Consider the following 17952-nt stretch of genomic DNA (forward strand, 5'->3'; position numbering starts at 1 on the left):
CCGACTTGATCTAGAGCTTGATTTCCGTGCCCAGGCGCTGCAGGAACTGGCCCAGCCACGCCGGGTGCGCAGGCCAGGCCGGCGCGGTGACGAAGTTGCCGTCGGTGACAGCCTGGTCCACCGAAATGTCGGCATAGTTGCCGCCGGCCAGCTTGACCTCCGGCGAGCAGGCCGGATAAGCCGAGATGGTCTTGCCACGGATGACGTCGGCCGCCGCCAGCAATTGCGCGCCGTGGCAAACGGCGGCGATCGGCTTGTTCGCGGCGGCGAACTGCTGGACGATCTCGATCACGCGCGGATTGAGCCGCAGGTATTCCGGCGCGCGGCCGCCGGCGATCATCAGCGCATCGTAATTGGCCACGTCGACGTCGGCGAAGTTGGCGTTGAGCGCGAACAGGTGGCCCGGTTTTTCCGTATAGGTCTGGTCGCCCTCGAAGTCGTGAATCGCGGTCTTGATGGTGTCGCCGGCCCGCTTGTCGGGGCACACCGCGTGCACCGTATGGCCCACCATCTGCAGCGCCTGGAACGGCACCATGGTTTCGTAGTCCTCTGCAAAGTCGCCCGTCAGAAACAATATTTTCTTAGCCGCCACGGTATATCCTTTCGAGAAATGAAAAACTAAAAAAGGGCCGTGACGTCGCCGTCACGGCCCTTCGATAGTACCCTTGTTCGCGTCGGCGTGCTTACGCAGCGGCCTTGGCCAGCACGGTGCGGATGGTGCCGGCCAGCTCCTCGGCCGAGAACTTGGCCACGTAGGCGTCGGCGCCCACGCCCTTGACGTGGTCTTCGTTGGTCTTGCCCGACAACGAGGAATGGATCACGACAGGAATCTTGGAGAAGCGCGCATCCTGCTTGACCAGGCGGGTCAGCGTGAAGCCGTCCATCTCCGGCATTTCCAGGTCGGTCAGGATCATCGCCACGCGGTCGGTGATCGGCACGCCTTCGGCCTTGGCGCCGTCGGCAATGTGCTGCAGGCGATCCCAGGCTTCCTTGCCGGACTTGGTCATGATGAAGTGCACCCCCATCGCTTCCAGGCCCTTTTCGATCAGGTTGCGGGCGACCACGGAATCGTCCGCCGCCAGGATCACGGCGCCCGGCTTGAGGATGACTTTCGGGCCGATGGTTTCCGGATCGACGTCCTTGCCTTCGGACGGCACCAGCTCGCGCAGGATGGTTTCCACGTCCAGCACCTGCGCCAGGCGGGTGTTCTGCACGTCGCCGTCGACGCGGGCGATACTGGTGACCTTGCCGCCGGCTGTGCCTTCGGCGGTCAGCACCTGGCTCCAGTCCAGGCGCACGATCTCATCCACCGATTCCACGGCGAACGCCTGGGTGGTGCGGGCGAACTCGGTGACCAACATGATGTTCAGACCGGTTTTCGGGGTCACACCGACGATGCCAGGCAAATCCAGCACCGTGATGATTTGTCCGCGCAGATTGACGACGCCCAGCATATGTGGCGGGGATCCGGCCACTGCGGTCACTTCCGGCATCGCGACGATTTCGCGGATTTTGAAGACGTTAATACCGAACAACTCGGAATGTTCGCCGTTGGCATCGCCGCCAAGGCGGAACAGTAGCAGTTCGAATTTATTGGAGTTGGTCAGGTTACTGCGCTCATCAACTTCCTGCTGAACTGATTTCATAGATTTCGTCTCCGTCGGTGGTAGCTTCGTAGCAAGTATAGCGGCTGCCACTGCCCCCGTCACACTTTGAGAGTAGAGATATTGTTTTACAGCACGAGATACAACGTTTGCCGGCCATACAAACGCAAAAAAGGAAGCCCGCGGGCTTCCTTTTAATGTGCTACCGAATTCTGGAGCGGGAGAAGAGTCTCGAACTCTCGACCTCAACCTTGGCAAGGTTGCGCTCTACCAACTGAGCTACTCCCGCAGAAGACAAAATTATGACAGAAAGATCTCGACTTTGCTAGTGCTCAGCTTCAACTTTTTACAAAACCATCGATAGTGTAAGCTGGCAAACATTTCGCAATGATGAAGGAATGGGGATGGATTCGATCGAAGTCGTGCTGGTGATGCTGCTGGCGGTGGTGGCCAGCGCCTATCTGACCCGCTTCCTGCCGCGCGCGGTGCCGCTGCCGCTGGTGCAGATCGCGCTCGGCGCGCTGATCGCCGCCAAGTCCACCCGCGGCGTCGACCTGGAGCCTGACCTGTTCTTCCTGGTGTTCCTGCCGCCGCTGCTGTTTCTCGATGGCTGGCGCATTCCCAAGAGCGGCCTGCTGCGCGACAAGGGCACCATCCTGGAGCTGGCGCTGGGGCTGGTGATCTTCACCGTCGTCGGCGCCGGCTTCCTGATCCACTGGCTGATCCCCGCCATGCCGCTGCCGGTCGCCTTCGCGCTGGCCGCCATCATTTCGCCGACCGATCCGGTCGCCGTCAGCGCCATCGCCGCCACCACGCCCATCCCCAAGCGGTTGATGCACATCCTGGAGGGCGAATCGCTGCTGAACGACGCCTCCGGCCTGGTGTGCTTCCGCTTCGCCGTGGCCGCCGCGCTGACCGGCGCGTTTTCGATCAGCACCGCCACCCTCACCTTCCTGTGGCTGGTGGTGGCCGGCATCGGCGCCGGCGTCGCCGTGACGATGCTGGTGACGCGCGCGCAGTACTGGCTCAGCTGCCGCTACGGCGAACCGACCGGCTCGCCCATCCTGGTCAGCCTGCTGCTGCCGTTCGGCGCCTACCTGGTGGCGGAACGCCTGCACGCTTCCGGCATCCTGGCGGCGGTGGCGGCCGGCATCACCATGAGCTACGCGGAGCTGGGCGGCCACACGCTGGCCAACACCCGCATCCAGCGCTCGGCCGTGTGGGACACGGTGCAGTTCGCGCTGAACGGCATCATGTTCGTGCTGCTGGGCGAACAGCTGCCGGACATCTTCCGCGGCGCCAGCGCCACCATCGAGGAGAGCGGCCATCTGAATCCGTGGTGGCTGGCGGTGTATGCGGTGGCCATCAACGTCGGCCTGCTGGTGCTGCGCATGCTGTGGGTGTGGGCGTCGCTGCGGCTGACCATCTACAAGCAGAAGATCCGCAACCAGCCGCGCATCAAGATCAATCCGCGCCTGCTGCTGGCGACCACGCTGGCCGGCGCGCGCGGCGCCATCACGCTGGCGGGCGTGCTGACGCTGCCGCTGTCCATGCCCGACGGCACGCCCTTCCCGGCGCGCGCGCTGACCATCTTCCTGGCCTGTTCGGTGATCCTGGTGTCGCTGCTGGTCGCCAGCCTGGGCCTGCCGCGCCTGCTGGCCGGCATGTCCTTCCCGGCCTCGCCGGAGGAGCAGCAGGAGGAAGACCTGGCGCGGCGCGCTGCGGCCAACGCCGCCATCGTCGCCATCGAGCAGGCACAGATCACCTTGATGGAGGCCGAGTCCTGCATCGACCCCGAAGTGTATCCGCAAGCGGCGGCGCGCATCATCGCCTTCTACCAGCACAAGCTGCGCGAAGTCGATCCCGGCAACGAGGCCGCCTGGCGCAAGACCGACCACGCCGAGAAGGAACTGCGGCTGGCGGCAATGGCGGCGGAGCGGCACGCCGTCTACGAGCTGGCGCGGCACGACCACATCTCCGACGAGATCTCGCGCAAGCTGGTGCGCGAGATCGACCTGATGGAGGCGCGCTACCGCTAGTCCGCCTGGATCATTGACGTATTGATAAGAATCGGTAATCATCTGGGCATGCTAAAAAAGCGCTCGCACCTGCTGCTCGCCATCGCCTGGGGCCTGTTCTGGCTGCTGCTGAACGTCACGGCAGTACAGGACTACCTGCGCGACGGCCATCACGACATATGGAAACCCATCCTGTGGGAGACCTCGTCGTGCGTGACGGGCACGCTGCTGCTGCTGTCCCAGCGCTATTTCACGCGCAAATATGACCACATGGTGGCGCAGCCGTTGCGCTGGTTCGAGCGGCAACTGGTGTGGCTGGCGATCTACTGGGTGATGTTCGTGCCGTTGGCCTTCGGCATCCGTCACGCGGTCTACTGGATGGCGGGCGATGTCTACACCCACACGCCGTGGCCGGAAACCTTTCTGTACGAAGACATCAAGATGACGGTGTTCTTCTTCACCTTCACGCTGATCACCTTCGGCGTGCTGTCCTATCACGCGATGCAGAACGAGAAGCTGCGCGTCGAGCGCACCAATGCCTCGCTGCGCGAAGCCCAGCTGCTGCGGCTTACCCAGCAGATGCAGCCGCACTTCCTGTTCAACGCCCTCAACACCATCTCCTCGCTGATGCACAGCGACGTGGCGCGCGCCGACGCGATGCTGATCCAGCTGGCCGACGTGCTGCGCGCCACGCTCGATGTCAGCGAGCAGCACCAGGTCACGCTGGAGATGGAGCTGCGCCTGCTGCGCGGCTACGCGGCCCTGATGAGCGAACGGTTTTCCGACCGCGTGCACATCGATTGGCATATCGACGATGCGCTGTTGGGCTGCCAGGTGCCGGTGATGAGCATGCAGCCGCTGCTGGAGAACATCTTCAAGCACACCGTCGAACGGCGCCGCCAGGCCACCGGCATCACCATCTCGGCCAGCCGCGAGCAAGGCGCGATGCTGCTGCGGCTGGAGGATGACGGCGGCATGCTGCCGGCCGCCGACGCCGCGCCCGACACGCGCCCCGGCGGCGGCATCGGCGTGCGCAACCTGCGCGAGCGGCTGGCGGCCCTGCACGGCGCCAGCGCCTCCTTCGATTTGATCCAGCTGTCGCCCGCCGGCGTGCGGGCAGAAATGCGCTTGCCATGCGTGTCCTGATCGTCGACGACGAGCGCCCTGCGCGCGACAAGATGCGCCGCCTGCTGGAGCTGGAGCCGGACATCAGCGCCATCGACGAAGCCCGCGACGGCGTCGAAGCGCTGGAGCGCCTGCCCGGCTTCGCGCCCGACCTGCTGCTGCTCGACATCCAGATGCCGGAGATCACCGGCCTGGAAGTCGCCGCCTCGCTACCGGCGCCGGCGCCGCTGGTGGTGTTCGTCACCGCCTACGACGAATACGCGATCCGCGCCTTCGACGCCAACGCCATCGACTACCTGCTCAAACCCTACGACCAGCAGCGCCTGCAACGCGCCCTCCAGCGCGTGCGCGAACGCCTCGCCCAGCAGCGCGCCGCCCTATCCGTCCAACCCATGCCGCCAACGCCCGTCGAAGAACCCACTCCAGCCACGTCGCATCCGCTGCCCGCCATCAGCCAATTGCTGATCCCGGAACGGGGCGGCACCCGCATCGTCAAGGTCGAACAGATCCAGTGGATAGAAACGGCCGACAACTACGTCGTGCTGCACACGGCCGACGGCCAGCCGCTGATGCGCCAGACCCTGGCCGGCCTGGTCGACAAACTGGGCCCGCGCTTCCTGCGCTGCCACCGGCGCGCCGCCGTGCAGCTGGACTGGATCGCCAGCGTGCAGCACCTCGACAAGGGAGACGGCGAACTGGTGCTGCGCAGCGGCGTGCGCGTGCCCTGCTCGCGCCAGTACCGTGCCGAAGTGATGGCGCGCCTGCAGGCGCCACCGTCGGCTATCCGTGCGCCGGAACGGCCGCCGTCCTGTTAACCTGTCCTGATGGACGCCGACGCCGGGCAGCAATCAGGCCGATAAGCCGGCTCGCCCCGCCGGCATCCCGGTTCGCCCCAGCGCGCTGGACGCCGGCCGCGGGGCCTCGCTAGACTGGCTTCATTCAACCTGGAGCCAGCCCTATGAACGCCACCGAGAACAACCGCCTGTACTTCCTCGACTGGATACGCATCTTCGCCTTCTTCGTCCTGATCTTCTACCACACCGGTATGTACTACGTGAGCTGGGGCTGGCACGTCAAAAGCCCGTACGCCAGCGACGCCATCGAGCCGTTGATGATGCTGTCCTCGCCGTGGCGGCTTGGCCTGCTGTTCGTGATCTCCGGCGTCGCCACCGCCTTCATGCTGCAGAAAATCCGCGTCGGCGCCCTGCTCAAGCAGCGCAGCTGGCGCCTGCTGGTGCCACTGGTGTTCGGCATGCTGGTGATCGTGCCGCCGCAGCCGTATTTCGAGGTGATCGAAAAGCTCAACTACGCCGGCGGCTACGCCGACTTCATGCGCCTGTATGTCAGCGGCTACCACGGCTTCTGCAAGGACGGCAGCTGCCTCGACCTGCCGACCTGGAACCATCTGTGGTTCGTGGTCTACCTGTGGGCCTATACGATGGTGATCGGCGGCGTGGCCGCGCTGGCCGGCGCCGAGCGCCTGCGCTCGTGGTCCGCCATGCTGGGCCGCCAGCTGACCGGCTGGAAGATCATCGCGCTGCCGGTGCTGGTGCTGTTCGTCGCCCGCTATGCGCTGGTCGAGTACTTCCCCGAGACCCACGCGCTGGTCAACGACTGGTACAACCACGCCCACTACTTCTTCCTGTTCGTGATGGGCGTGATGCTGGCGCTGCAAAAGGGCTTCTGGGCCAATGTGGACCAGCTGCGCTGGACCAGCCTGGGACTGTGGCTGTTCAGCTGGGTGGTGGTGGTGGTCCTGAACGCGATGCCGGAACCGGTGGCCAACCTGCCTGTCATCGCGCAACTGAAGCCGCTGCTGCGCATGATCATCTGCCTCGGCCAATGGGCGCCGATCATGGCTATCTGCGGCTTCGGCCATCGCCACCTGGCCTTCGACAGCGCCAAGCGCCGCTACCTGACCGAAGCCGTGTTCCCGGTCTACATCGTGCACCAGACGCTGATCGTCGGCATGGCGCACTGGCTCAAGCCGGTGAAGATGGCGCCCGGCATCGAAGGCGTGGTGTTGGTCGTGCTGACCTTCACCATCAGCTTCGGCGTGTTCGAAGTGGTGCGCCGCGTCGCCGTGCTGCGCCCACTGTTCGGCCTTGGCCGCGCTACTTCACAAACGTCAGCGTATGCGTCGCGGGACCAGGCAGCAGCGGCGATTCCCGCCCGCTGAGCCAATCGCCGCGGCCATCCAGGAAGTACGGCGACAATGGATGGCCGCTCTGCCCGCCCGGCATGTTGAAGATGCCCTGCTCTTCATGGCCCGGCGACACCGTCAGTCGCTCCGACTGGCCGAAGCCCGGCCCCGCCACGCGCGGCATGTGCTGGTCGCCGGACAGCATGTCCGGCGCCACTTTCAGGTATTTGCCCAGCACCGGCACCACCGCCGCAAACGGATGCGCGCTGGCCGCCGTATTGCGCTCGCCCCAGGTGGCCTTGGCCAGCGGCTTGCCGTCCTTGGTCAGATCGGCGATCACGCGGTCCAGCGCCGCCAGCTGCAAGGCCTGCCAGCTGGCGTATTGCGGCGGCAGCCAGGCGGCCGGCTGCTGGTCCAGCACACGCGCCATTACCACCGGCCAGCGCGATGTCACCGCCGCCATGGTGGACTTGGGATCGACCTTCGCCATTTGCTCATTGGCGCTTTCGAACAGGATGTCGTACAGCGCGTACATGTAGGCGCGCGTGATACGGTAGCCTACCGAATCCACGCTGGCCTTGCCGGTCCAGCTTTCCTTCAGCATCTTCAACGCTTCGGCGCGTTGTGCGTGGCCTTCGAGGGCCTTGCCGTCCAGCGCCGCGATGGCGCGCTCACGCCATGCCGTCATGAAGATGGCGCGGTCGTCCAGCGTGATGGCGTAGACTTTTTTCACATCGGTCTTGGGACCCAGTGCCGTCAGGTCGTCGCGTACCTGATGGGTGCGCGCGCCGAGATCGAAGCCGCCGTCACCCAGCAGCTCCGCGCCGGCGTTGGCCAGTTGGCGGCTGTTGGCGGTGGCCAGCTGGCCGCCCGCCGGGTTGACGATCTTCGGATATTCGTCCGGCTTGAGCCAGCCGGTCCAGACACCGGCCTGGTCGTCCGCCGACAGCGGATAGGTGCCGGCCACGCCAACGGGAGCGCGGCGCGGCAGCGCACCGGCGATGGTCCAGCCGATATTGCCCTTGTCGTCGCCGCCGACAAAATTCTGCGCCGGGATGCCCATCGTCGGCGCGATCGCCAGCGCCTGGTCCAGCGTGTCGGCGAACTCCAGGTTCCTGGCGTTGACGTTGACGGCGGCCGCCGTGTGCGCGACCCAGTGGATGGCGTAGCTGCGGCCCATGGCCTCGCGGATCGGACCGAGGCTGGTTTCGCGCACGGCCAGCTTGGCGGCTGGTTCGCCTTTGATTAATATCGTTTCCTCATGCAGCACCGGGGTCTCCCAGCCGGCCTGGGTGCGTACCTGTCCGGGCTTGGCCGGATCGGTATCGAGCTTGATCAGGTCGAGATAGTCGCCGTAGCTGTTGGTGAAGCCCCAGGCCACGTGGCCGTTACTGCCGACCACCACCACCGGCGTGCCGGGCAGCGTAACGCCGACCACGCGGCGCTGGCCGCCTTTCCCGTCGGGGAACTGCAACGCAGCGCGATACCAGATCGCCGGCAGCTGGATACCGAGGTGCATATCGTCCGACACGATGGCGCCGCCGGTGTCGCTGCGGGCGCCGGCCACGGCCCAGTTGTTGCTGCCCACGGTGTTGATGAATTCCGCCGCCGCCACCTTGGGATCGGTGTGCGCTGCGCTGCCGTCGGCCTTGGGCTTGCCCCACCATGCGGGCGGCGCTGCGGGAATCGCGATGTCCGCCGATGCGATGAATTGCGCGTCGAGCGGCGCATCCCACTGCGTCGATTCCGGCGCCAGGAAGGCGCGCTGTTCGTCTGTCGCGTGGTCGCGGAACCAGCCGCGCGCCAGTTCGCGCGGTTCCTGGCTGCCTTGCAGGTCGAAGTACATGGCCCAGATCACCAGCAGCGAATCGGCCGGCGACCAGGCGCGCGGCGCCATGCCGATCAGCGAGTACTCGAATGGCTTGGTGCCCAGCTTCTCCAGACCGGCGTTGACGCCGGCCACATAACGGTCCAGCAGCGCGCGATCGGCCGCCGACATGGCCGCCAGCGCCAGCTCGGCGCGGGCGCGGAAGCGGTGCAGGCGATGGGATTTATCCAGCGGCAGTGCGCGCGCGCCAAACAGTTCGGACAGTTCGCCGGACGACACGCGGCGCAGCAAATCCATCTGGAAGTAGCGCTCCTGCGCATGCACGAAACCGGTGGCGTAGGCCACGTCCAGCCGGCTGCCGCCGCTGATGACCGGCACGCCGTGTTCATCGCGCGCCACGCTGGCGCCGGCCTCCAGCCCCGCCGCCTGCACCGTGCCCTCCAGCTGCGCCAGGCTGCCGCGCAAATACATCCAGGCCGCCGCGATGGCCAGCACGATCAACACCACCAACCCGATTACGACACGCTTGGACCACACCGCCAGCCTGTTCTTTTGCATAGAATCCCCACGATTGATTAAATTGCCATGTTGGGGATAGTGCCAGAGAACCGGCCACGCAGGCAATCACATGGTCGAAGTCATTACATGGTCAGAGCGCCAGCTCCCAGGTTTCGTTGACCATGTCCTGGCCGAAGGCGTGCACCGGCTCCTCGGCCACCAGCACGTAGCCTTTGCTGCGATAGATCTGGCGCGCCTCCTTCTGCTGGTCCGTGGTCCACAGGCGCATCTTGCGGTAACCGGCGGCGCGCGCGTAGCGGTGGCATTCGTCCACCAGCCGCGAACCGAGGCCGTAGCCGCGCGCCGGCTCTTCCACCAGCAGCAAGCGCAGCTTGCCCACGCCCGCCTCGCCGCTGCGCGCCAGCGCGATCGAACCGACCGGCTGGCCCGCCATCTCGGCGATCCAGCACTGCTCCTGCGCCGGATCGAAATTCTGCGTGAAGTCGGCGCAGATCTCGCCGACCAGCGTTTCGAAGCTGCCGTCCCAGCCCTGCTCCACTGTGTACAGCGCGCCGTGACGGCGGGTGATCCATTCCATGTCGCCGGCGCGGAAAGTGCGCAGCACGAAAGGCTGGGCGTATTTCAGGCCGCTTTCCGCGTCCAGCAGCTGCTGGATGGTGTGCATCGCATCGAGCATGCGCAGCTGGTCGGCCTCGCCGAAGCGGCCCAGCAGATCGCCGATTTCGTCGCGCGAGCGGCGCTCCAGCGGCTCGTAGACGGCGCGCCCCTGCGCCGTCAGGTGCAGCAGCTTGGAGCGGCCGTCGGTGGCCGATGGCACCTTGGAGACCATCCCGGCGCTCTCGAACTTGGCCAGGATGCGGCTCAGGTAACCGCGATCCAGGCCAAGATCGCGGCCCAGCACCGCGGCCGGCTGGTCGCCGTGCTGGGCCAGCTCGTACAGCACGCGGGTCTCGGTCAGCGTGTATTCGCTGTGCAGCAGGCCTTCGCGCAGCACGCCGATCTGGCGCGTGAAGAAGCGGTTGAACGAACGGACCGCCGCGACGCGGTCATCAAAAACAGGAACAGGCATACGACCTCCGACTGGAACATCAAGCGATTTTGCAACAAATTGTTGACTCAGTCAACATTAAATCCCAGGACTGGCGCGGCGGTGCTAGAGTCTCAACAACCCGACTCCGAGCCGATGCCCATGCAAACCGCCCCGATCCCCGACAACGACGCCGAGCGCCTGGCGGCGCTGCGCGAACTGCTGATTTTGGACACGGCGCCGGAAGAGCGCTTCGACAAGGTGGTGCAGTTCGCCGCCCAGGAATTCGACATGCCGATCGCGCTGATATCGCTGAGCGACGAGAACCGCCAATGGTTCAAGGCCCGCGTGGGCATGGATGCGTGCGAAGGCGCGCGCGACACATCCTTTTGCGGCCACGCGATCCTGCAACCTGACATCTTCGTCATTCCCGACGCCCGCGCCGATGCGCGCTTTGCCGATAACCCCATCGTCACCGGCGAGCCTCATGTGGTCTTCTACGTCGGTGCGCCGCTGACCATGCCGTCGGGTTTCACCATCGGCACCTTGTGCATGATCGACCATAAACCGCGCACGCTGGACACGACCGAACTGGCCATCCTGGCGACGCTGCGCGACCTGCTACTGGAAGAACTCTGCCAACGCCAGGAGGCGCCGCATGCCTGAGAACGCGAGCAAGAACCTGAACATGCTGCTGGTGGAGGAGCAAACGCTGTTGCGCCGGACCGTCGCACTGACGGCGCGCTCGCTGGGGCTGGGGATCATCCACGAAGCGGCCAGCATGGAAGCGGCCGAACGCCTGCTGCGCGAGCACCGCTTCCACGGCGCGGTGATCTCGATCGACTGCGGCTCGCTGCCAGGCTGCACTTACAACCTGGCCTTGCTGGACCGGGTGCGCAAGGGCCTGTATGCCAGCAACAGCGGCATCCCCATCGCGGTCATGGCGGAAAACGCCACCGCCGAGCTGCTGAGCGACCTGCGCCAGCGCCACGTCAGCCGCGTGATCCTCAAGCCGTTCCGCGCCAAGGTGCTGCTGGACGCCTTCGCCAGCTTCGAGCAGCTGGCGCCGCATAAACCTTAAAACATCTCTTTCGCCACTTCGCGCACGGCCTTCAACAGCAGGCTGGCGCCCGGCGACATGATGTGGCCATCCACCGTGATGATGCCGTAGGCGTCCATGCGGCACGGCAGTTCGATCGGCAGGATGTTGAGCACATTCTGCGATTCGTAGTATTGGGCGACGGCGATCGGCATGACGTTGAGCGCGTCCGTCTGCTGCAACAGCGGTTTAATCAGCAGCACGGCGGTGGTATCGACCACGTTGACCGGCACTTCAAGGCCGGCGCGGCGGAACATCAATTCGCAGCGCGCCCGCAGGATGCTGCCTTGCGGCGGCAGGATCCACGGCTGGCTGGCGATATCGCGCAGCGACAGATTGCGCGCCTTCAGCAGCGGATGACCGGGACGCACCACCGCGCATGCCGGTTCGTCGCCCAGTTCCTCGTAACTCAAACCCTCCGCGCTCTGGCGCTCGGGAATCCGGCCGATCATGAAGTCCAGCCGCCCGCGCTGCAACTGCTCCAGCAGGATGTTGGACTGCTCCATCTCCACGCCGATGCGCAGCTTGGGCGCCTGCAGCTTGGTGCGCGTGATCGCCTGCGGCAGCAGCGCGATCCCCGGCGTCATGATGGTGCCGATGTCCACTTGCCCCGACAAACCGGCCTTGATGGCGACGATATCCTCGTGCGCCAGCGAGAGGCTGGTCAGCGCCATGCGGGCGTGGCGTATCATCGTTTCACCGTAGATGGTCGGCTCCATGCCGCGCGGCAGGCGGTCGAACAGCTGCACGCCCAGCATCTCCTCCAGGTCCTTCAACTGCTTGGAGGCGGCGGGCTGCGTCATGTGCAGCTCTTCCGAGGCACGGTGGATATTGCGTTGTTCGTCGAGCGCGATCAGCAGCAGCAGCTGGCGCGTTTTGAGGCGCGCGCGCAAGAACCAGTTCGGGTTAGTTTCCATGGAAAAATGATATCACAATCGGTATTGATGTTGATGGCATACCGACTGTAGCGGTATCACTTGCATGCGGCGGAAGGATTGGCGTCAGGGCCTTCCTTGGTCTGCTTGATGAACGGGATGGTGCCGTCGGCGTTGTACCGGAACTCCTCGACCGCGACCGAACGGCGGTATTCGGCGCCGCCCGGCAGCTTGGCGTTGTGATAGAAGATATAGGACTTGCCGTTGAAATCGATGATGGCCTGGTGGATGGTCTTGACCTTGGCGTTCTTCGACATGATCACGCCGCGATACTGCCACGGGCCGGTGGCGCTCGGGCCGGTCATGTACGCCGTCTCTTCCGGGAAGTTGCGGGAATAGGATAAATAGTATGTGCCGTTATGTTTGTGCAGGTAGGACGCTTCGGTGAACATGTCCATGCCGACGGTCTGGATCGGGCCGTCGAATTCGATCATGTTCGGCTTCAACTTGGCGTACTTCAGCACCGTGTTGCCCCAGTAGAGATAGGCTTGGCCGTCGTCGTCCTGGAAGATGGCCGGGTCGATGTCGTCCCAGGCGATCGGGGTTTGCAATGTCATGTCGTTCGTGACCAGCGCCGAGCCGCGTGCATCGACGAACGGGCCGGTCGGACTGTCGGAGACGGCGACGCCAATGGCGTGGCCGGGGATGGTCGCGTGGTCGACGGTCGAATAGAAGTAGTACTTGCCATCGCGCTTGGTGATGTCGGCGGCCCAGGCGTGGCCCTTGGCCCATTTGAAGGTGGAAGCCTGCACCGGCGAGCCGCGGTCGGTCCAGTTCTTCATGTCGCAGCTGGTGTAGACGCGCCATTCGTTCAGCACATAGTCCGGGCTTTTTGGCGTGGCTTCGTCGTGGCCGACGTAGAGGTAAACGGTGCCGTTTTCCACGTACGCCGATGGATCGGCCGTGAACAGCTTGGGGAAAAGCGGGTTGGCCGCCTGCGCGGCGCTCAGCACCAGGCCCGCCATGGCAAGGGCTACGAATTTAGTCAGCTTGATTTTCAAAAGTCTCTCCAGTTATTTTTTATGTTTTGCGCCCAGCGCCATCAAGCGCTGCACCACGCAGAATACGAACAGCAGGCCGCCGATGACGATCTTGGTCCACCACGAGCTGAGAGTGCCGTCGAAGGCGATCAGCGTTTGGATGGTGCCCAGCACCAGCACGCCCGACAGCGAACCGGCCACGTAGCCGTAGCCACCGCTGAGCAGCGTGCCGCCAATGACCACCGCCGCGATGGCGTCCAGCTCCGTGCCCTGCGCGTGCAGGCCGTAGCCGGACAGCATGTAGAACGAGAACAGCACGCCGGCCAGCGCGGCGCAGAAGCCGCTGAAGGCGTAGATCAGCACCTTGGTACGCCCTACCCTCAAGCCCATCATCAACGCCGACTGCTCGTTGCCACCGACCGCATAGATGGCGCGGCCAAACGGCGTGCAGTGCGCGACGTAGATCGCCGCTGCCAAAGTCAGCATCGCAATCAGCGCGCCGGGCGAGATGAAGCCGCCCAGTATCGGCAACTGCGTCTGCGACATGGCGACATACAGCGGATCGTCGATGGTGATCGAGTTAATGCTGATCAGGTAGCACAGGCCGCGCGCCAGGAACATGCCGGCCAGCGTGACAATGAACGGTTGCAGCTTGAAGTAGTGGATCATCGCACCCATCGCCGCGCCGAAGCCAGCGCCCAGCGTCAGCGCGATGACGATCACCAGCAAGGGCGGCAGATGCCAGCTTTGCAGCAGCCAGGCGGAGATCATCGTCGTCAGCGCCAGCACCGAGCCTACCGACAGGTCGATGCCGCCGGAAAGGATGACGAAGCTCATGCCGACCGCGATCACCAGCAGGAAGGCGTTGTCGATCAGGAGATTGAACAGCACCTGCAAGGACAGGAAGCCGGGATAGGCAACGCCACCCGCCGCCAGCAGCACGATCAGCAGCAGCACCGTGACCAGCGAAGTGAAATACGGCGACGCCATCCAGGCGCGCCCGCGAAGTATCATGGAGCTCATGCTGCGCCACCTTTAGTCCGGGCGCGGAAGGCGCGCCACATGTTCTTGAATTCCGCCGACTGCGACAGGCATACCAGGAATACCACCACCGACTTGACGACCATGTTGATTTCCGGCGGCAGGCCGAGGGAGTAGATGGTGTAGGTCAGCGTCTGGATGATCAGCGCGCCGATCACGCTGCCGGCCAGGCTGAATTTTCCGCCGGCCAGCGAGGTGCCGCCCAGCGTGACGGCCAGGATGGCGTCCAGCTCCAGCAGCAGGCCGGCGTTGTTGGCGTCCGCGCTCTTGATGTTCGCGCTGATCATCAGCCCTGCCAGGCCGGCGCAGGCGCTGCAGAATACGTAGACGAAGAAGATCAGCACCGCAGTCTTCAAGCCCGCCAGGCGCGCGGCGACCGGATTGATGCCGACCGCCTGGATGAACAGGCCCAGCGCCGTCTTGCGCATCAACAGCGCGGTGACCAGGAATACGGCGCCAACGATGTAGAGCGAGAACGGCAATCCAAACAGGTAGCCGCTGCCGAGGAAGAAGAAAGGCTTGTAGTAGACGGTGACGATCTGGCCGTCCGTGAACAGCTGCGCCAGGCCGCGTCCCGCCACCATCAGGATCAGCGTGGCGACGATAGGTTGTAGTCCAAGGCCGGCCACCAGCAGGCCGTTCCAGGCGCCGCACAGCAGCGCCGCGCCCATGGCTGCGCACAAGGCCCAGACCATCGGTGTGTTGGCGACGTACTCGGGAACACCGTTCTGCATCACCATCGTGCCGCCGATGAGCATCGAGGCGACGGTGCCGCTGATCGCGACCACCGCGCCAACCGAGATGTCGATACCGCGCGTGGCGATCACCAGCGTCATGCCAAGGGCCGCCAGCACCAGCGGCGCGGCGCGGTTGGCGATGTCGATCAGGCTGCCGTACAGGTGGCCGTCCTTGATCTCCAGGTGGAAGAAGCCGGGAACCAGCAGCAGGTCCACCAGCAGCAGCAAGACCAGCGCGGCCAGCGGACGGAATAAGGGATGGTGGACAAACATGGATGCAGTCGATGGTAAGGTGGGGCTGGGCGCAGCGGCGCGGGGCGCGGCGATTACGTTCAGCGGGCTATTCATGCACGTCTCCGGCGGCGATTACTTGCAGCACCGAGCTCTCGTCCAGAGCACCGCGCGGGTACTCGCCGCCGGCTTTGCGGTCGCGCATGACGACGATACGGTCGCTCACGCGCAGCACTTCCGGCAGCTCGGACGAAATGAACAGGATCGCCATGCCCTTGCGGCACAGAGCCGTCACATAGTCCATGATCTCCTGCTTGGCGCGCACGTCGATGCCGCGCGTTGGCTCGTCCAGGATCAGCATCTTCGGCTCGGTGGCCAGCCAGCGCGCCAACAGCACCTTCTGCTGATTGCCGCCGGAGAGCGTGCCGATAGGCGTTTCGATACTCGCCGTCTTGATGCCCAGTGCCTTGACGTATTCCTCCGCCAGTTGCTGCTGACGCTTGAGCGGAATCGCGCGCAGGATGCCGGTGCGGGCCTGTAGCGCCAGGATCAGGTTCTCGCGCACGGACAGTTCGAGCACCGCACCTTCATGCTTGCGGTCCTCGGAGCAGAAGCCGATGCCGGCGGCGATGGCGTCGCGCGGCGAGGCGAAGCTACACTCCTTGCCATCGATGACGATGCTGCCGCTATCCGCCTTGTCCGCGCCGAACAGCAAACGCGCGGCCTCGGTGCGGCCGGAACCCAGCAGTCCCGCCAGGCCTAGCAACTCGCCCTGCCGCAGCTCGATATCCATCGGCGACAACGCGCCCTTGCGGCCCAAACCGGTCGCGCGCAGGAAGGTTGTCAGCTTCGACGGCGCCGGAGCGACGGCGGGTGCTGTGACGTTCTCGCCAACAGCTACCGCCGCCGGCGCGCCGACCATCTTGTTGACCAAATCGAACCGCGACAACTCGCTGCAGGCGTACTCGCCTTCCCGCTCGCCGTTGCGCATGACGGTGATGCGATCCGAAATCGCATAAGTCTGATCCAGGAAGTGCGTCACAAACAGTATCGCCATGCCCTGCTCGCGCAGTCCGCGCAATACACTGAACAACAGCTCCACTTCCTTCTCATCGAGACTGGAGGTCGGCTCATCGAGTATCAGCACCTTGGCCGACACCAGCAAGGCGCGCGAAATCGCCACCATCTGCTGGATCGCCAACGGGTAGCGCGCCAGCGGCAGCGATACGTCGATCCGTATCTGCATCCGCTCCAGCAGCTCCACCGCCTGCCGCTGCATGGCGGCCCAGTCGATGCCACCGCGCTTGCGCGGATAGCGGCCGATGAAGATATTCTCCGCCACCGACAAATTCGGGCACAGATTCACTTCCTGATAAACGGTGCTGATGCCCAGGTTCTGCGCCTCCAGCGTGGACGCAGGCTGTATCGCCCGCCCCTCCAGCAGGATCTGGCCCTGGTCCGGCGCATACACGCCGGTCAGCACCTTGATCAACGTCGATTTGCCGGCGCCGTTCTGGCCCATCAGCGTATGCACCTCGCCCGGATACAGGTTCAACGCCACGCCGCTCAAGGCCTGCACACCGGGGAATGCCTTGCTGATGCCGCGCAGCTCCAGCACCGGAGCGGGCGCGGAAGTTTGAATGTTCATCGGATCAGTATTTACGGTTTGGGAATTCCTTGGCCGCGACTTCGGCCGGGAATACACCTTCTTGGGTAACGACGCGCTTCGGTACCGGCTTGCCAGCGACGACATCGCGCGCCAGCTGCATCAGCTGAGGACCCAGCAACGGGCTGCATTCCACGGTCACGTTCAGCTTCCCGGCGATCATCGCCTCGAAGGCGCCTTTGACGCCGTCGATGGAAATCACGACGATGTCCTTGCCCGGTTTCATACCGGCTTCCTCGATGGCCTGGATCGCGCCGATTGCCATGTCGTCGTTATGCGCGTACAGCACATTGATCTTCTTGCCCTCGGCCTTGAGGAAAGCCTCCATCACTTCCTTGCCCTTGGCGCGGGTGAAGTCGCCGGTCTGCGAGCGGATCACCTTCAACTTCGGATTGCCGGCGATGACTTCCTCGAAGCCCTTCTTGCGGTCCAGCGCGGGCGCCGAACCGACGGTGCCTTGCAGCTCAACGATATTGATAACGGTATCGGGCGTCTTCTTCGCCCGCTCCAGCAGCCAGCGGCCGGCGCGGCGGCCTTCTTCCACGAAGTCCGAGCCGATGAAGGTGGCGTACAGCGAAGGATCGCTGACGTTGACGGCGCGGTCGGTCAGGATGACGGGGATCTTGGCGGCCTTGGCTTCGCGCAGCACGGTGTCCCAGCCCGATTCCACCACTGGCGAAAACGCGATCAGGTCGACGCGCTGGGCGATGAAGGAGCGGATCGCCTTGACCTGGTTTTCCTGTTTCTGCTGGGCGTCGGCGAATTTGAGGGTGATGCCGTCCTTCTTGGCCGCGTCCTTGATCGACACGGTGTTCGCGGTGCGCCATTCACTCTCGGCGCCGACCTGCGAGAACCCGATCACCAGCGGTTTGGCCGCGAAGGCCGGGGCGTTGAAAGTAAAGGCGGCGAGGGTTGCGGCGGCCAACACGGTTCTGCGATTGCATGTCATGGCAAAGTCTCCAGATGGATTTTTATGTATTTTCTGGATCACATACTAAG

General features: G+C 64.6%; 16 protein-coding genes and 1 tRNA gene. 6 read left to right on the forward strand and 11 right to left on the reverse strand.

From position 1 onward, the window contains the following. Positions 1–10: 10 nt before the first annotated feature. The 3 genes from AC1RMD_RS09305 to AC1RMD_RS09315 all read right to left on the reverse strand — a co-directional run bounded on the left by AC1RMD_RS09305 (position 11) and on the right by AC1RMD_RS09315 (position 1893). Complete coding sequence (locus AC1RMD_RS09305) at positions 11–592, reverse strand: DJ-1/PfpI family protein (RefSeq protein ID WP_492925879.1); 582 nt, start codon at positions 590–592, stop codon at positions 11–13. A 91-nt stretch (positions 593–683) separates the two neighbouring features. Next, a complete protein-coding gene (locus AC1RMD_RS09310) occupies positions 684–1646 on the reverse strand; it encodes a chemotaxis protein (RefSeq protein ID WP_492925881.1) in 963 nt (320 codons plus the stop codon). 171 nt (positions 1647–1817) lie between these two features. Beyond that, positions 1818–1893, reverse strand: a tRNA-Gly gene (locus tag AC1RMD_RS09315). A 115-nt stretch (positions 1894–2008) separates the two neighbouring features. Between AC1RMD_RS09315 and AC1RMD_RS09320 the strand changes: the two genes are divergently transcribed. The 4 genes from AC1RMD_RS09320 to AC1RMD_RS09335 all read left to right on the forward strand — a co-directional run bounded on the left by AC1RMD_RS09320 (position 2009) and on the right by AC1RMD_RS09335 (position 6926). Further along, positions 2009–3643 carry a Na+/H+ antiporter gene (locus AC1RMD_RS09320; protein WP_492925883.1) on the forward strand — a complete coding sequence of 545 codons (1635 nt, stop codon included), beginning with the start codon at positions 2009–2011 and terminating at the stop codon, positions 3641–3643. 48 nt (positions 3644–3691) lie between these two features. Then, positions 3692–4768: a sensor histidine kinase gene (locus tag AC1RMD_RS09325; RefSeq protein ID WP_492925885.1), complete on the forward strand. Its 1077-nt coding sequence runs from the start codon at positions 3692–3694 to the stop codon at positions 4766–4768. Next, the gene (locus AC1RMD_RS09330) at positions 4756–5562 is read left to right on the forward strand and encodes a LytR/AlgR family response regulator transcription factor (protein ID WP_492925887.1); all 807 of its coding nucleotides are present in this window, start codon (positions 4756–4758) and stop codon (positions 5560–5562) included. Before AC1RMD_RS09325 ends, AC1RMD_RS09330 begins: the two co-directional genes overlap by 13 nt. Positions 5563–5705: 143 nt before the next feature. Further along, positions 5706–6926 carry an acyltransferase family protein gene (locus tag AC1RMD_RS09335; RefSeq protein WP_492925889.1) on the forward strand — a complete coding sequence of 407 codons (1221 nt, stop codon included), beginning with the start codon at positions 5706–5708 and terminating at the stop codon, positions 6924–6926. Here the strand turns inward: AC1RMD_RS09335 and AC1RMD_RS09340 are convergent. Continuing rightward, positions 6862–9276: a penicillin acylase family protein gene (locus AC1RMD_RS09340; RefSeq protein ID WP_492925891.1), complete on the reverse strand. Its 2415-nt coding sequence runs from the start codon at positions 9274–9276 to the stop codon at positions 6862–6864. The genes AC1RMD_RS09335 and AC1RMD_RS09340 overlap by 65 nt on opposite strands. Before the next feature lie 91 nt (positions 9277–9367). Next, positions 9368–10306: a bifunctional helix-turn-helix transcriptional regulator/GNAT family N-acetyltransferase gene (locus tag AC1RMD_RS09345; RefSeq protein WP_492925893.1), complete on the reverse strand. Its 939-nt coding sequence runs from the start codon at positions 10304–10306 to the stop codon at positions 9368–9370. Between the two features lie 120 nt (positions 10307–10426). Between AC1RMD_RS09345 and AC1RMD_RS09350 the strand changes: the two genes are divergently transcribed. After that, positions 10427–10930: a GAF domain-containing protein gene (locus AC1RMD_RS09350; RefSeq protein WP_492925895.1), complete on the forward strand. Its 504-nt coding sequence runs from the start codon at positions 10427–10429 to the stop codon at positions 10928–10930. Next, entirely contained in the window at positions 10923–11345 is a 423-nt protein-coding gene (locus tag AC1RMD_RS09355; protein WP_492925897.1) for a response regulator, read from the forward strand. The genes AC1RMD_RS09350 and AC1RMD_RS09355 overlap by 8 nt, the downstream gene beginning before the upstream one ends. Here AC1RMD_RS09355 and AC1RMD_RS09360 read toward each other — a convergent pair. From AC1RMD_RS09360 to AC1RMD_RS09385, 6 genes are all read right to left on the reverse strand, one after another. After that, on the reverse strand, positions 11342–12280 hold the full coding sequence (locus AC1RMD_RS09360; protein WP_492925899.1) for a LysR family transcriptional regulator: 939 nt from the start codon (positions 12278–12280) through the stop codon (positions 11342–11344). The genes AC1RMD_RS09355 and AC1RMD_RS09360 overlap by 4 nt on opposite strands. 56 nt (positions 12281–12336) lie before the next feature. Next, positions 12337–13299 carry a glycoside hydrolase family 43 protein gene (locus AC1RMD_RS09365; RefSeq protein WP_492925901.1) on the reverse strand — a complete coding sequence of 321 codons (963 nt, stop codon included), beginning with the start codon at positions 13297–13299 and terminating at the stop codon, positions 12337–12339. Between the two features lie 12 nt (positions 13300–13311). Then, a complete protein-coding gene (gene yjfF / locus AC1RMD_RS09370; protein WP_492925903.1) occupies positions 13312–14301 on the reverse strand; it encodes a galactofuranose ABC transporter, permease protein YjfF in 990 nt (329 codons plus the stop codon). Continuing rightward, positions 14298–15329 (reverse strand): ABC transporter permease, encoded by a 1032-nt coding sequence (locus AC1RMD_RS09375; protein WP_492926368.1) that lies wholly within the window; start codon positions 15327–15329, stop codon positions 14298–14300. Before AC1RMD_RS09375 ends, yjfF begins: the two co-directional genes overlap by 4 nt. 67 nt (positions 15330–15396) lie before the next feature. Continuing rightward, complete coding sequence (locus tag AC1RMD_RS09380; RefSeq protein WP_492925905.1) at positions 15397–16935, reverse strand: sugar ABC transporter ATP-binding protein; 1539 nt, start codon at positions 16933–16935, stop codon at positions 15397–15399. 4 nt (positions 16936–16939) lie between these two features. Then, positions 16940–17902: an ABC transporter substrate-binding protein gene (locus tag AC1RMD_RS09385; protein WP_492925907.1), complete on the reverse strand. Its 963-nt coding sequence runs from the start codon at positions 17900–17902 to the stop codon at positions 16940–16942. Positions 17903–17952 lie beyond the last annotated feature (50 nt).

This window comes from Duganella sp. GW822-FHT06D06 (assembly GCF_058799615.1).

Coding starts and splice junctions, on each gene's coding strand:
- AC1RMD_RS09380 (WP_492925905.1), bottom strand. CDS start 16,935: ATGAACATTCAAACTTCCGCGCCCGCTCCGGTGCTGGAGCTGCGCGGC.
- AC1RMD_RS09330 (WP_492925887.1), top strand. CDS start 4,756: ATGCGTGTCCTGATCGTCGACGACGAGCGCCCTGCGCGCGACAAGATG.
- AC1RMD_RS09310 (WP_492925881.1), bottom strand. CDS start 1,646: ATGAAATCAGTTCAGCAGGAAGTTGATGAGCGCAGTAACCTGACCAAC.
- AC1RMD_RS09325 (WP_492925885.1), top strand. CDS start 3,692: ATGCTAAAAAAGCGCTCGCACCTGCTGCTCGCCATCGCCTGGGGCCTG.
- AC1RMD_RS09335 (WP_492925889.1), top strand. CDS start 5,706: ATGAACGCCACCGAGAACAACCGCCTGTACTTCCTCGACTGGATACGC.
- AC1RMD_RS09320 (WP_492925883.1), top strand. CDS start 2,009: ATGGATTCGATCGAAGTCGTGCTGGTGATGCTGCTGGCGGTGGTGGCC.
- AC1RMD_RS09345 (WP_492925893.1), bottom strand. CDS start 10,306: ATGCCTGTTCCTGTTTTTGATGACCGCGTCGCGGCGGTCCGTTCGTTC.
- AC1RMD_RS09375 (WP_492926368.1), bottom strand. CDS start 15,329: ATGTTTGTCCACCATCCCTTATTCCGTCCGCTGGCCGCGCTGGTCTTG.
- AC1RMD_RS09340 (WP_492925891.1), bottom strand. CDS start 9,276: ATGCAAAAGAACAGGCTGGCGGTGTGGTCCAAGCGTGTCGTAATCGGG.
- AC1RMD_RS09360 (WP_492925899.1), bottom strand. CDS start 12,280: ATGGAAACTAACCCGAACTGGTTCTTGCGCGCGCGCCTCAAAACGCGC.
- yjfF (WP_492925903.1), bottom strand. CDS start 14,301: ATGAGCTCCATGATACTTCGCGGGCGCGCCTGGATGGCGTCGCCGTAT.
- AC1RMD_RS09350 (WP_492925895.1), top strand. CDS start 10,427: ATGCAAACCGCCCCGATCCCCGACAACGACGCCGAGCGCCTGGCGGCG.
- AC1RMD_RS09385 (WP_492925907.1), bottom strand. CDS start 17,902: ATGACATGCAATCGCAGAACCGTGTTGGCCGCCGCAACCCTCGCCGCC.
- AC1RMD_RS09355 (WP_492925897.1), top strand. CDS start 10,923: ATGCCTGAGAACGCGAGCAAGAACCTGAACATGCTGCTGGTGGAGGAG.